Genomic DNA, 13938 nt, shown 5'->3' with positions numbered 1-13938 from the left:
GAGTACGCAGGGCGCCTGCGCGGACGACCTCAGACCTGATAGTCGTACAGCGTCGGGCGCGAGCCGCCACCGACGTTGCCGGGGGCGCGCAGGTGGTTGCGGCCGGAATCGACGGTACGCAGCGTGGTCGCGAGCAGTTCGGAGAACTCGGCCAGCTTGCCGTCCACGTAGGCGTCGCAGTCGACGCGCTGACGGTCGGCTTCGGCGTGTGCCTCGTCCACGATGCGCGCGGACTCGGCGTGCGCGGCCTGGACGACCTCGGTCTGCGAAACGAGCCGGGCCTGCTCCGCGCGGCCGTCCTCGATCGCACGGTCGTAGGCGTCGCGGCCGGCCTGGATCATCCGCTCGGATTCGGCGCGGGAGCGCTCGGTGAGGTTCTGGTACTCGGCCTGCCCGCCGGCCACCATGCGCTCGGCTTCGTTGTGCGCGTCGGCGAGCATCTGCTCGGCACGGGCACGGGCGTCGGCGAGAATCTGCTCCGCTTCCGACGTCGCGTCGGAAACGGTGCGCTCGGCCTCTTCGTTCGCGCCGGCGACGGTCTCACCGGCCTCCTTGCGCGCGGCGTGCAGCAGGTCGTCGCGCTTGTCGAGCACGTCCTGCGCGTCGTCCACTTCGCCGGGGAACGCGTCGCGCACGTCGTCGAGCAGCTCGAGGACATCGCCCCGGGGCACCACACAGCTGGACGTCATGGGCACCCCGCGGGCCTCTTCGACGATCGTGACGAGCTCGTCGAGCGCCTCGAAAACCCGGTACACGGCCACTCCCTCAAGCAGATATCCCCGTTCGCTGTGGTCCAGTCTGCCCGCTTCGCAGCCTGAACCGGTGAACGCACACTCGATCGGGCGTGTCCTTGTCCCGGGTGACCGGTGCCGTCCCGCCGCGGGCGCGACGGCACCGGCCGTACGCAGGTCAGGCGGTGCCGTCGAGCTTCTCGAAGGCGACGTAGCCGTACGGGGTGCAGGCGAGCCCACCCCCCTTGCCGGAGATCACGCAGCCGCCTTGCCGCCACCGTCGATGTCGATCGCCTGGAAGGAGGCGTAGTGGTCACCGGTGTAGAAGTACTCGCCGCCCTCGCCGGTCACGATCCGGCGGGTGCCGCGGTTGCTCGCGCCCGGCGTGGGCACCGTGTACTCGTGGTAGTAGCTCGAAGCGCAGGACGGCAGGATGCCTTCGCGATTGGTGAACACAACCCCGTCGTTCTTGGGGTACGGGTAAGGCCCGCCCTTGAGGATCAGCTGGTAGGTGTCGGTGGCCTGGGCGGGCAGCGAGGACAGCGCCACGTGCTTGAACCCGGAGAGGTCACCACAGGAGTTCTGCGCCGGAGAGGCCTGCACCGCGGGTACGGCGACCGGGGCGAGCGGTGCGGCCTCCGCGGCCGAACCGAACCCCAGGAACGCGACCAGCAATGTGAACAGGACACCGGCTATACGCGATCGATGGTTGGTCATTTTCGGACCGTAACCCGCGGCTATAGTCGCGAGGATGCCGTGAGATGAACAGCGTCCGGCGACGCGCGAAGTCCCGACGAAGGTAGGAGTCCGTTCAGGCTAACCCGCGTACGGCGACGTCCGCGACAATGCGCAGAGCGGGCGTTTCAGTCCTTCTTCGCGAACGCCGCGGTCAGCCGCTCGTACACCACCGGCGGCACGAGCTTCTCGATGTCGCCGCCGAGCGCCGCGATCTCCTTGACCAGTGAGCTGGACACGAAGCCGTACGCGGGGTTGTTCGCCATCAGCAGCGTTTCCAGCCCGGTCAGTTCCCGGTTCATCTGGGCCATCTGCAGCTCGTAGTCGAAGTCGCTCACCGACCTCAGGCCCTTCGCCACGGCTGCGATGTCGTTGTCGCGGCAGTAGTCCACCAAGAGGCCGTGCCACGAATCGACGCGTACGTTGGGCAGCTTCGCGGTGATCTCCCGCAGCATCTCCATGCGTTCTTCGACGCTGAAGAGGCCCTTCTTGCTCTTGTTCACCCCCACCGCGACCACGACTTCGTCGAAGAGGGCCGAGGCCCTCTCGATGATGTCGAGGTGCCCGTTGGTGGCCGGATCATAGGAACCGGGACATACCGCGCGACGCATGCGCGGACGCTACCAAGCCGCGACGGTCCACGTGCATCTCGTGACGGCTGCGTCACACCGTCGATGAGCGGTGGTACTCAGCCCAATAGAGCGCCGTGTCGCCGTACCGCTTGTCGCGCGTCGGTACGAAGGCGTCGGGCCACGCCGGCGCTCCGTCGCGCGACGCGCGCTCGATCACCGCAAGCCCACCGTCGGCAAGCCAGCCGTTGTGGTGGAGCGCGGTGAGCACCACGCCGAGCGCTGCTGCGTCGACTGCGTACGGCGGGTCGGCCAGGACGAGGTCGAACTCCACCGTCGCCGGCCCCGCGACCACCGCCTCCACCTGCCCGGCACGGACGGTGCCACCGAGCCGTAGATCCGCGACGTTGCCGCGAAGCACGTCGACAGCCCGACGGTCGGCCTCGACGAACCACGCCTCCGCAGCGCCGCGCGAGAGCGCTTCGAGACCGAGCGCGCCGGACCCGGCGTACAGGTCGAGCACCCGTGCGCCGTCCAGCTCACCAGCTACTTCAAGGGCGTTGAAGAGCGCTTCGCGCACCCGCTCGGAGGTGGGGCGCGTACCCCTCGGCGGCACTTTCAGCCGCCGACCCCCTGCGCTACCCGCCACGATCCTCGTCACCTCGCCATCTTCGCCGAGTCCTGTGATGTGTCTTTCGGCAGTACTTGCTGAAGCACTCACACGTGGGCGCGTAAAGTCTTCCTTCGCCCTCCAGAGGCGACCGAGCTGTTTAGGAGCGTTGCGTGTCGGAACCGCGGGTGAGACGGGCGGAGATCGCCGTCGAGCAGGCCCACGTCGACCGGGTCTACACGCGGCTGGCCGAGCTGCGCGTCCAGGCCGAAGCGATGCGGGCCAAAGGGTACGAGCTCGGGCAGGGTGCACAGCGCGAGGCGATCTTCGAGCAGGCGTCCATGCTCTTCGAGCGGGACATGATGGTCTACCACGCCAACCAGACCCTGCAGACGCTCGACGCGGAGTACGAGGGCCTGGTGTTCGGCCGTCTCGATCACCGTGACCACGAGCGGATCTACGTGGGCCGGCTGGGCATCCGCGACACCGAGTTCGACAACCTCGTCACCGACTGGCGCGCGCCCGCGGCCGCGGCCTTCTACCAGGCCACCGCCGAAGAGCCGATGGACGTGGTACGCCGCCGCGTGATCCGCTGCTCCGGCCAGAACGTGCTCGACGTGGACGACGACGTGCTGATCGCCGACGAAGTCCCCGAAGAGATGCAGATCGTCGGCGAAGGCGCGCTGATGGCCGCGCTCGGCCGCGCTCGCGGCGAGAAGATGCGCGACATCGTGGCCACGATCCAGAAGGAACAGGACGAGGTCATCCGCGCGCCGTGGCGGGGCGTCACGGAGATCACCGGCGGCCCGGGGACCGGCAAGACCGCCGTCGCGCTGCACCGCGCCGCGTACCTGCTGTACCGCCACCGACGTCAGCTTGGTGGCGCCGGCGTACTGGTGATCGGGCCGTCCGGCGTTTTCACCACATACATCTCGCGCGTGCTGCCGTCGATGGGCGAGACGAACGTGGAGTTGCGCGCGCTCGGCGAAGTACTCGACGGCCTTGAAGCCACCCGGCAGGACACCTCCACGCTGGCAGCGATCAAGGGTTCGCTGCGGATACGAAAGGTGCTGCTGCGCGCGCTGCGGGACACACCCCCGGAGGCACCCGCTGAGCTACGCGTCGTTTACCGCGGCGAGGTACTCAAACTCGCCGGACGTGAGCTGGAGAAGGTGCGACGCAAGGCGCACACGCAAGGCGCGCCGCCGAACCGTTCCCGCGTACGGGTGGCCGAGCTGCTGCTGGGCGCGCTCGCGGACAAGGCCGAGGAGTACGCGAAGGCGGACGGCAAGGAGATCGACCGCGCGGAGCTGATCAACGACCTGGGCGAGCGGATCGACTTCCACCGCTTCCTGGTCGTGTGGTGGCCGGTGCTGTACCCCGCGCAGGTGCTGAAATGGCTCGGCGACGAGAAACGGCTCGCCTCGGCCGCGAAGAGCGTGCTGAGCCGGGCCGAGATCAGCCTGCTGGCGGCCGACTTCGCGGACCGCTCGCGCGGCTGGTCGGTGGCCGACGTGGCCTTGCTCGACGAGTTGCGCGTACTGGTCGGTCCGGAGCCGAAGCGGCGCCGCAGGCAGACCGTGGTCGAGGTCGCGCCGGACCGCGTCGGCGGTGGCGCGCCGCACCGTCCGGAGCACTACGACGAGTACTCGCATGTAGTCGTGGACGAATCGCAGGACTTGTCGCCGATGCAGTGGCGGATGGTCGGCCGTCGCGGCAAGTACGCGAGCTGGACCGTGGTGGGCGACCCGGTGCAGAGTTCGTGGCCGGATCCGGCCGAAGCGGCGCAGGCGAGGGACCATGCCTTCGGGGTGAAGACCACCCGGCGCCGCTTCACACTGCGCACGAACTACCGCAACTCGGCGGAGATCTTCGACCTCGCCGCGAAGGTGGTCACCGGGCACGCACAGGCGGACGAGCTGCCTGTCGCGGTGCGCACCACCGGCATCGTGCCCGAAGTACGGCCGGTCGAAGCCTCCGCGATGGCCACCGCCACGCAGGCGGCGGTGAAGGAGTTGCTCGACACCGTCGAGGGCACCGTGGGCGTGATCACCGCGATGGACCGCGTCGAAGAGGTGGGCAGCTGGCTGGACGGGCAGACCGACGAACGCCTGAAGGTCGTCGGCAGTCTCGACTCGAAGGGCCTGGAGTACGACGCGGTCGTACTGATGGAGCCGATGGACCTGGTCACCGAGTCCTCGACCGGACGCCGGGTGCTGTACGTCGCGTTGACGCGCGCCACGCAGCACCTGATCGTGCTCGCTTCGGACCCCGATTGGCTCCCACAGCGCTGAACGCACCTTCGCGCGGGAAGGGAATCGCAGTCCCGCGCGTTACTGCTATACGTGACTTCGCTGCCTGACGTCCCGCTGTCCGTACTCGACCTGTCCCCTGTCTCGGAGGGGAGCGGGGTCGGCGACGCGCTGCGCAACACGCTCGACCTCGCCCGGCACGCCGAACGGCTCGGCTATCACCGCTACTGGCTTGCCGAACACCACAACATGCCGGGCATCGCCAGCTCGGCCACAGTGGTGCTGATCGGGCATGTGGCCGATGCCACGGAGACCATTCGCGTCGGCTCCGGCGGCATCATGCTGCCCAACCACGCGCCGCTCATCGTCGCCGAGCAGTTCGGCACGTTGGAGGCGTTCCACCCGGGCCGCATCGACCTGGGTCTCGGCCGCGCGCCGGGGACCGACCAGCGTACGGCGCTCGCCCTGCGTGGACCCGGTGGGCTGTCCGCGGACAACTTCCCCGAGCAGCTGATGGAGCTGATCAGCTACTTCGAACACGATGCGGCGCGCGGCGTCAACGCCGTGACCGCCGAGGGGAACAAGCCGCCGGTGTGGCTGCTCGGCTCGTCCGGCTTCAGCGCGCAGCTTGCCGGACGGCTGGGGCTACCGTTCTCCTTCGCGCACCACTTCGCCGCCGAGAACACGCTGCCTGCCGTGAAGCTGTACCGAGAGAACTTCCGTCCGTCTGAGGTTCTTTCGGAGCCGTACGTGATGCTCGGCGTCTCCGTGGTCGCCGCGGAAACCGACGAGCGCGCGGAGTTCCTCGCGGGCCCGAGCGGCCTCACCTTCCTGAGCCTGCGCAGTGGGCGCCCGATCGCGCTGCCCACACCGGAAGAGGCGGCGGAGTACCCGTACACGGACATGGACCGCGCGTTCCTCGCACAGCGCTTCGGCTCGGGCATCATCGGTTCGCCGGAAACCGTGCGGAAGGGCTTGGAGCAGCTGCTCACCGATACGGATGCGAACGAGCTGATGGTCACCACCATGGTCCACGGGCATCAGGACCGCGTGCGATCCTACGAGATCATCGCGGACCTCAAGAACTGACGCCCGTTTCCGCCTGGCCCGGCCAGGACGTGCGGTGGTCCCGCCAGGGGGCGGGGCCGCCGCTCGTGCTCTGCGGTGCGTGCTCTGCCGCTGGTGTTCTGCCACTCGTGTTGTGCAGCTCGGCGCCAATGGTCGGTCCCAGGAAGCAGGGACCCCGTACACGTCCGACCGGCGCGGTTTTCGCCGTTCTGCGAACCATTTTCCACACGGCGCGGGCGCACCTCCTTCTGCCCGTGCAGTTCCCCGGTTCGCTTGCCGGACGAGACCTGGAAAGGCCGGCCTCGGCGCGAAGAAGCGCAGGAATCAGCTCTTCGTCAGCACCCTCCCCACCGCGGCCAGAATCGGTTCCAGAGTGCCGACTTCCGCACTCGCGCATTCGGTGATACCGGCGCCGACGACGTCCATTCCGGACAGTTCGTCGATCGCTTCGACCAGTTCGCCGATCGTGTGGCCGCCCGGCTCCGGACAGTTCAGCCCGCCGAATTCAGCCGGGTCGAGGACGTCCAGATCCAGGTGCAGGTAGACCTGGTCGGCGCCGGCCGAGCGCAGCGCGCCGGCGACGTCGTCGTCCTGCACGGCGAGCCCGGCGGCGATGGCTTGTTCTTCCGCGGGATCGAGGACACGGGTGCCCGACAGCACCACCCGGCCCGGAACGAGCGCGGGATCGGCGGCGAACTCCTCGTCGCCCTCACCGAACAACGAACGCAGCACCATGCCGTGGAATGCGCCCGAGGGCGACGAATCCGCGGTGTTCAGATCCGCGTGCGCATCGAACCACGCGATGCCCAGCCCGGATCCGTAGCGGAACCGGGCGACGCTGACCGGGATCAGTTCCACTCCGCAATCGCCGCCGATGGTCAGCACCGGGCCTTCCCGTGCTTCGAGAGCGGCCAGGTGGGATTGCCTGTTCGGGCCGGTGAGCGAGGTCCGATTGGCGATCCCTGCCACGACGCCGGACGGCGCGGGATCCTGGCGAACATGGTGCACCGGCCGGCCGAGCACGTGCCCGGCCAACTCGGAAAGCGCGAGACAACCGTCGATCAGGCCCCGGGCACGGGGACCGATCGCACCCTGCCACTGCGGCACCGCGTTGATCAGCATGCGATCGACGCTAGCGCGCCCACCACCGTCAAGGCGAGCCCAAAATGTAGTGATGGGCCCTTTCGCTCCATTCCGGAGCGAAAGGGCCCATCACTACCGATAAAACTGGCGCGGCGGGGTGCTATTCGAGCACGATGAGGAGGTCCCCGCCCTCGACCTGCTGAACGGAGGTGATAGCCAGCCGACCGACCTTGCCCGCCACCGAAGCGGTGATCGACGCTTCCATCTTCATCGCCTCGATCGTCGCCACGGTCGCGCCGGCCGCCACCTGGTCGCCTTCGGCCACCTGCAGCGTCACCACGCCGGCGAACGGCGCGGCGATCTGCTTCGGGTTGCCCTTGTCGGCCTTCTCGGTGGCCGGAATGTCCGAGGCGATCGACCGGTCCCGGATCTGGATCGGCCGGAGCTGGCCGTTGAGCGTGGACATGACGGTCCGCATGCCGCGTTCGTCGGCTTCGCCGATGGCTTCCAGCTCGATGAGCAGCCGGACACCGGGTTCGAGGTCGACCGAGTACTCTTCGCCCGGCCGCAGCCCGTAGAAGAAGTCCTTGCTGGGCAACACACTGGTGTCGCCGTAGGCCTCACGATGGGTCAGGAACTCCTTGGCGGGCCCGGGGAACAGTAGCCGGTTCAGCGCGCCGCGCCGGTCGTCGGTCAGCTCCTTGTGGTCCTCTTCGGACAGTTCCGCCACCGGCTTCGCGGCCGATCGGCCTTCGAGTGCTTTGGTGCGGAACGGTTCCGGCCAGCCGCCCGGCGGGTCGCCGAGTTCACCGCGCAGGAAGCCGATCACCGAATCGGGGATGTCGAACCGGTTCGGCTCGGCTTCGAAGTCGGCCGGGGAGACCCCGGCGCCGACGAGGTGCAGGGCGAGGTCGCCGACCACTTTGGACGACGGCGTCACCTTCACCAGGTGGCCGAGGATCCGGTCCGCCGCGGCGTACATCGCCTCGATGTCCTCGAAGCGGTCACCGAGCCCGAGCGCAATGGCCTGAGTGCGCAGGTTCGACAGCTGACCACCGGGGATTTCGTGGTGGTACACGCGGCCGGTGGGCGAAGCGAGGCCGGCCTCGAACGGCGCGTAGATCTTGCGCACGCTCTCCCAGTAGGGCTCGAGGTCGCCGATCGCCTGCAGGTCGAGGCCGGTGCTGTGCGCCGAATGGTCGGTGGCCGCGACGATGGAGCCGAGCGAAGGCTGCGAGGTGGTGCCTGCCATGGACGACACGGCGCCGTCGACCGCGTCCACGCCGGCCTGGATCGCGGACAGGTAGGTGGCCAGCTGGCCACCCGCGGTGTCGTGCGTGTGCAGGTGTACCGGCAGGTCGAATTCCTTGCGCAGCGCGGTCACAAGCCGGGCTGCGGCGGGAGCGCGGAGCAGGCCCGCCATGTCCTTGATGGCGAGGACGTGCGCGCCGGCGCCGACGATCTGCTCGGCCAGCTTGAGGTAGTAGTCGAGGGTATAGAGCTTTTCGTTCGGATCGGACAGATCGGAGGTGTAGCAGAGGGCGACCTCGGCGACGGCGGTGCCGGTTTCGCGGACCGCCTCGATGGCCGGGCGCATCTGCTCGACGTCGTTGAGCGCGTCGAAGATACGGAAGATGTCGATCCCGGTCGCGGTCGCCTCCTCGACGAAGGCCGTGGTGACCTCGGTCGGGTAAGGCGTGTAGCCGACGGTGTTGCGACCGCGCAGGAGCATCTGGAGGCAGATGTTCGGCACGGCCTTGCGCAGCCGTTCCAGGCGTTCCCACGGATCTTCGGCCAGGAAGCGCAATGCGACGTCGTAGGTCGCGCCGCCCCAGCATTCGAGGGAGAGCAGTTGCGGCACGGTCGCGGCGACGACCGGCGCCACGGCGAGCAGGTCCTTCGTGCGGACGCGGGTCGCCAGCAGCGACTGATGGGCGTCGCGGAAGGTCGTGTCGGTGACGCCGAGCAGGGACGATTCCCTCAGCCAGCGCGCGAAACCGTCCGGGCCCAGTTCGGTGAGCTTCTGCTTGGAGCCGTCCGGCAGGGTCAGGTCGGCGGGCAGCTTCGGCAGTTTGGTCGCGGCGTCAGGGGTACGCGGGCGTTCGCCGTGGGGACGGTTCACCGTCTGGTCGGCGAGGTAGGTCAGCAGCCGCGTACCTCGGTCGGCGGAATGTCGCGCGGTGAGCAGATGCGGCCGTTCCTCGATGAACGACGTGGTCACGCGGCCTTCGCGGAAGTCCGGGTCGTCGAGCACCGCCTGCAGGAACGGGATGTTCGTAGCCACGCCACGGATGCGGAACTCGGCGACGGCACGGCGGGCCCGGCCGACGGCGGTGCGGAAATCACGGCCGCGGCAGGTGAGTTTCACCAGAAGCGAGTCGAAGTGGGCACTGATTTCCGTGCCGGAGAAGGCGGTTCCGCCATCGAGCCGGATACCGGAGCCGCCCGGGGAACGATAGGCGCTGATCATGCCGGTGTCCGGGCGGAAACCGTTCGCCGGATCCTCGGTGGTGATGCGGCACTGGAGCGCGGCGCCGCGGAGGTAGATCCGGTCCTGCGAGAGACCGAGGTCGTCGAGGGTCTCCCCGGCGGCGATGCGCAGCTGGGACTGCACAAGATCGACGTCGGTGACCTCTTCGGTCACCGTGTGCTCGACCTGGATGCGCGGGTTCATCTCGATGAAGACGTGGTTGCCCTTGCGGTCGAGCAGGAACTCGACGGTGCCGGCGTTGCGATAGCCGATCTGGCGGGCGAACCGCACCGCGTCGGCACAGATGCGGTCCCGCAGCTCGGGGTCGAGATTCGGCGCGGGGGCCAGCTCGACCACCTTCTGGTGGCGACGCTGGACCGAACAATCGCGCTCGAAGAGGTGAATCACGTTGCCCTCGCCGTCGGCAAGGATCTGCACCTCGATGTGCCGCGGTTCGACCACGGCCTTCTCCAGGAACACCGTCGGATCGCCGAAAGCCGATTCGGCCTCGCGGGCGGCGGCCTCGATGGACTCGCGCAGCAGCGCCGGGTCCTCGACCCGCCGCATCCCACGCCCGCCACCGCCGGCGACCGCCTTCACGAACACCGGGAAGCCGAGCTCGTCGGCCGCGCCGACCAGCTCGTCGATGTCGCTCGACGGCTGCGAGGAGCCGAGGACCGGAACACCGGCCTCGCGGGCGGCCTTCACGGCGCGAGCCTTGTTCCCGGTCAGTTCGAGGATGTCCGCCGACGGACCGACGAAGGTGATGCCCGCTTCTTCGCAAGCGCGGGCGAGGTCGGGATTCTCCGACAGGAAGCCGTAACCCGGGTAGACCGCATCGGCGCCGGCCTTCTTGGCGGCGGTAACGATCTCCTCGACCGAGAGGTAGGCACGGACCGGGTGCCCCGGTTCGCCGATCTCGTAGGCCTCGTCGGCCTTCAGCCGATGCAGTGAGTTACGGTCCTCGTGCGGAAACACGGCGACCGTGCCCGCGCCCAGTTCGTAGCCTGCGCGGAACGCCCGGATGGCGATCTCCCCGCGGTTGGCCACCAGCACCTTGCGGAACATGCCCGGCCCTTCCCGTTGCGGATCGGTACCGTAGGCACGTTACCCGGTTTTTCCCGCTGTCCGGGAGCTGCCGTCCAAGTGATGGACATCATGCACACCGACCTGCGTGCATGATGCGTGCGCCACGGGCCGTCGCGCAACAGTCACGCGCCGGCTGGAGGCAGCGTGCACAAAAGCCGGTTCGCTGTTCCGGAAGGAACGTTCTTGAGCAGATTCGGCGTCGCCGCTTGGACCAGCCCCGCGTTGACCGAGGAAGGCGAAGCGTCCGGGTGCTCCGCCCGGTAGATCGCGGCGGCTCCGGTTGCCACCGCGGCGGCCATCGAAGTACCGGACATCGTGCCGGAGGCGGACGATCCGGCGAGTGGCGCGGGAACGTCGACACCGGGCGCGTACAGATCGATCGATGTGCCGAAGTTGGAAAAGCTCGCGACTTGATCCTGGACGTCACTGGCCCCGACGGTGAGCGCGTCGGCGACCCTGGCGGGCGAAGTCTGCGCCGCGTCGGCGCTGCCTTCCCCGGCCGGGACGACGATCGGCATCACCGCAGCGAGGCCGCCGACCGCCTTGTCGAGCTGATCATTGGGCACGCCACCGATGCCGAGCACGGCGACTGCCGGCTGGTGCGCGTTCTTCGCGACCCAGTCCAGACCCGCGATGATGGTGTCCGTGGAGCCACCGCCGTCCTTGTCCAGTACCCGGACGGGAAAGATCTGCGCAGCCTTGGCGACCCCATAGGTGCGACCGGCGACGATCCCGGCGACCCGGGTGCCGTGACCGTTGGTGTCCGAGGTGTCCGTGCCCTGGCCGAGAAAATCCTTGCCCGGCAGGACACGGCCCTGCAGATCGGGGTGTTTGGCGTCCACGCCGCTGTCGATCACGTAGACGGTGACCTCCGCGGCGTCCGAATCGTAGTGGTACTTCTGGTCGAGCCCGCTTCGCTGATCGATCCGGTCGAGCGCCCAGCTCGGCGGATTGCCTTGGGTCCCGCCCGCCGCCCACGCCGGCGTCTGCGCGCCGGTGAGCAGCAGAAACGTCATAGTTGCCGAAAAAAGACCACGCGCCGCTCGGTTCCGCATGCCTGGGTCGTATCCCGGTCGCCATCGGGCGGCAACTCGGCGTCACACGATGGGCTGGTCCCGTGCCGGAAGCCGGTCGGCTGCGCCGCACGAGCGGGGACACTGGAGTTGCTGCCCAGCGGATGGTGATGAAGTGAGAACGCGCTGTTGCCGCCGATCGGCAACTTATCGGCGGCGAGGACATCGGTGATCAACCGGCCGATGTATCGGGCACGCTGCATGACGGCTCCCTGTCGTGAGCGGTGCTTTGTGCAGTCGCGCGTCGTGGGAATGCCGTGAAGCAGGCCGAGTCGCCAGGTGATCGAGCCTCCGGTTCAAGCTTGCGTTCGTCGAGGGCTTCGCCCCTCGGCGGCGACTGGCAACTCCTGCGTGGTGACGCAGGAGTGTGGCTGGTTTGAGATGCCGTTGCCGGAAAACGGCTACCGGCGCGGCACGTGGCTGCTGACTGACATGGTCGGTAGATAGACAAGGGCGTCGAAAGCCTGCACGACATCAACGGGTGTGAACATGTGTGCATGCCGGATGCTCGATGGCCCTGGCTCGTCGTTCGCCCGGTGTTGCCGCAAATCGACCACGCAGGGACCCGCTCCCGCCAGAGCAGATTCGACGCTGCCGTCGACGGGTGCCGGCAACTCCTGCTCAAAAACGCGGAAGCCGAGGCGTTCACCTTCATCGGGCGCGAGGCCAGTCGTGGTCCCGGCGCCGGCGGTGAGCCCGAGAGCGAAGTACTCGCCGCCGAACTCTTCTGCCAGGTGGACACCGGCCGACGGGAAGGCCATGTTCGGCATCGGAGAGAAGGGCATGCGCTGGAGGTGCCCGTTATGGGTCATCAGGATGATCTTCTTGTCGCCGCCGTGGAGTTCGTCCAGGAGCTTCACGGTCGCCGCCATGTAGGTGTCGCGCGACGAGCCTTGCAGCGACGGAGCAGTCCCGGAAGTCATGGCGGTCAGTTCGCGGAGATACATGTCGATACGGAGCGCGCCGATTGCGTGATGTTCGGCAATGGACTGAAGTTTCCGTTCGCTCCGTTGCCGATGGACCGGGGCCAGTGAGCGGAGATGGGCTGCCAAAGAAGTCAGCGCCGTTGTGGCCGCGTCGCGGGCCGGCTCGGCCATGGCCGCGTAACGGCCAGGAGCGACGGCGCTGCTCACCCCTGCGTACGGTTCGGCAGCGATGATCGCTGCCTCGACCAGGGGGAAGCAGTTCTGGGTCCACCGTCTTCAAGTATTCCCGCACGGCATTCAACGCGGGCAGCGGCGAGCCGGCCGAACTCGGCAGATCAAGACCGGCATAGTCCACCCCGCCGCGGGCGCGGAGCCAGGTGAGCATCTCGTGCACCTCCGGCTGATCACCGAGGGTGAAGGTGAATCCGTCCCGAGCGATTTCGGCGACGTCACCGGGACCGCCGCGCAACCATCGTTGCACCGAGTCGCCTTCTGCGAAGCCGGATTCGAAGCCGAGCACGGTGAACCCATGGTCCTCGACGAGACTGCGGAGCAGCCGGAACCGAAGCTCACCGAATTCGCGGATGTGGTGATTGTTCTCGCCGATCGCGACGATCCGTGCGTCGCCGAGGAGGTCGGTGATCGGGGTGGCATCGCCGGAAAACGGCGAACGGGCTCCGAGTGCTGACATCCTCGGCACACTAATGCAACTGGATTGGCAGTCGAATTTCCTGGCAGAACGACGTTGGCAGGAACATGACGCGGCGGATGATTCTCTCTTGGGGACTGAGCTTCAGCGCTCGCGAATCAGCGTTCGCGACGCCCCCGGCACGCGGGCGCCCGGCCTCAGCTCCGATCCCGCAAGGAAAACCGGTACCGGACTTCCTCCAACGTGATCCGGCCGTCCGCCACGGTGTCGATTTTCGTTCTCGGGTCGGGGGTCCAGCCGGCGCGTTCGTAGAAGCGGCGGGCTCGGGTGTTGGTGGACAGGACCCACAGGGTGGCCGTGGCAAAAGTGCCCGCCAGTGTGGTCATCGCGTGGTCGTGCAAGGCAGTGCCCAGGCCGTGGCGCCAGGCGGTAGGGAGCAGGTAGATCGAATAGAGCTCGCCCGTCTCCGGAGACGCGTCCTCGTCTCGGCTCGGGCCGGTGGCGGCGAAGCCGGCGATCGCCGAACCCTGTCCGGACGTCACGAGGATCGCGCCGTCCGGGCGGGGCTCGGCGAGGCGGGTGGCCCACGTACGCGTCGCCGATTCGATCGACAGGCCTTGTAGGAAGTCGTCCGGGAGAAGTCCTGCGTACGCGGCCTGCCACGAGCGTACGTGCACTTCGGC

General features: G+C 68.2%; 11 protein-coding genes and 2 pseudogenes. 2 read left to right on the top strand and 11 right to left on the bottom strand.

Features of this window, described 5'->3' with window-relative positions; genetic code table 11:
• Positions 1–29: 29 nt before the first annotated feature.
• The 4 genes and pseudogenes from D5S19_RS14320 to rsmD form a co-directional block, all read right to left on the bottom strand.
• The gene (locus D5S19_RS14320; RefSeq protein ID WP_098514737.1) at positions 30–755 is read right to left on the bottom strand and encodes a DivIVA domain-containing protein; all 726 of its coding nucleotides are present in this window, start codon (positions 753–755) and stop codon (positions 30–32) included.
• Positions 756–1004: 249 nt separating this feature from the next.
• A pseudogene (locus D5S19_RS14315) lies at positions 1005–1448 on the bottom strand (ribonuclease domain-containing protein); the annotation flags it as partial.
• A 146-nt stretch (positions 1449–1594) separates the two neighbouring features.
• Positions 1595–2077, bottom strand: coding sequence for a pantetheine-phosphate adenylyltransferase (gene coaD / locus D5S19_RS14310; protein WP_120023830.1), 483 nt, complete (start codon positions 2075–2077; stop codon positions 1595–1597).
• A 52-nt stretch (positions 2078–2129) separates the two neighbouring features.
• Entirely contained in the window at positions 2130–2696 is a 567-nt protein-coding gene (rsmD, locus tag D5S19_RS14305) for a 16S rRNA (guanine(966)-N(2))-methyltransferase RsmD (RefSeq protein ID WP_199730498.1), read from the bottom strand.
• A gap of 122 nt (positions 2697–2818) precedes the next feature.
• Here rsmD and D5S19_RS14300 point away from each other — a divergent pair, with 122 nt between their 5' ends.
• Both D5S19_RS14300 and D5S19_RS14295 read left to right on the top strand, forming a co-directional pair.
• Complete coding sequence (locus tag D5S19_RS14300) at positions 2819–4939, top strand: HelD family protein (RefSeq protein ID WP_120023829.1); 2121 nt, start codon at positions 2819–2821, stop codon at positions 4937–4939.
• A 51-nt stretch (positions 4940–4990) separates the two neighbouring features.
• Positions 4991–5986, top strand: coding sequence for an LLM class flavin-dependent oxidoreductase (locus tag D5S19_RS14295; protein ID WP_199730497.1), 996 nt, complete (start codon positions 4991–4993; stop codon positions 5984–5986).
• 303 nt (positions 5987–6289) lie between these two features.
• Here the strand turns inward: D5S19_RS14295 and D5S19_RS14290 are convergent, their stop codons facing one another.
• The 7 genes and pseudogenes from D5S19_RS14290 to D5S19_RS14270 all read right to left on the bottom strand — a co-directional run bounded on the left by D5S19_RS14290 (position 6290) and on the right by D5S19_RS14270 (position 13932).
• Entirely contained in the window at positions 6290–7087 is a 798-nt protein-coding gene (locus tag D5S19_RS14290) for an arginase family protein (RefSeq protein ID WP_120023828.1), read from the bottom strand.
• A gap of 121 nt (positions 7088–7208) precedes the next feature.
• Positions 7209–10586 carry a pyruvate carboxylase gene (locus D5S19_RS14285; protein ID WP_120023827.1) on the bottom strand — a complete coding sequence of 1126 codons (3378 nt, stop codon included), beginning with the start codon at positions 10584–10586 and terminating at the stop codon, positions 7209–7211.
• A 143-nt stretch (positions 10587–10729) separates the two neighbouring features.
• Positions 10730–11623 carry a S8 family peptidase gene (locus D5S19_RS14280; protein WP_233573893.1) on the bottom strand — a complete coding sequence of 298 codons (894 nt, stop codon included), beginning with the start codon at positions 11621–11623 and terminating at the stop codon, positions 10730–10732.
• Positions 11620–11883 carry a hypothetical protein gene (locus tag D5S19_RS31680; protein ID WP_147397397.1) on the bottom strand — a complete coding sequence of 88 codons (264 nt, stop codon included), beginning with the start codon at positions 11881–11883 and terminating at the stop codon, positions 11620–11622. The genes D5S19_RS14280 and D5S19_RS31680 overlap by 4 nt, the downstream gene beginning before the upstream one ends.
• Before the next feature lie 198 nt (positions 11884–12081).
• Complete coding sequence (locus D5S19_RS34325) at positions 12082–12813, bottom strand: erythromycin esterase family protein (protein ID WP_456061910.1); 732 nt, start codon at positions 12811–12813, stop codon at positions 12082–12084.
• A gap of 79 nt (positions 12814–12892) precedes the next feature.
• Positions 12893–13297: pseudogene (locus D5S19_RS34320) on the bottom strand (erythromycin esterase family protein); the annotation flags it as partial.
• A gap of 155 nt (positions 13298–13452) precedes the next feature.
• Positions 13453–13932, bottom strand: coding sequence for a GNAT family N-acetyltransferase (locus D5S19_RS14270; RefSeq protein ID WP_233573892.1), 480 nt, complete (start codon positions 13930–13932; stop codon positions 13453–13455).
• Between the last annotated feature and the right edge of the window lie 6 nt (positions 13933–13938).

It is taken from the genome of Amycolatopsis panacis (assembly GCF_003600245.1).
Taxonomy (GTDB): domain Bacteria; phylum Actinomycetota; class Actinomycetes; order Mycobacteriales; family Pseudonocardiaceae; genus Amycolatopsis; species Amycolatopsis sulphurea.
The sequence above is the reverse complement of the archived record's forward strand: the minus strand, read 5'-3'. Positions and strand labels throughout refer to the sequence as shown.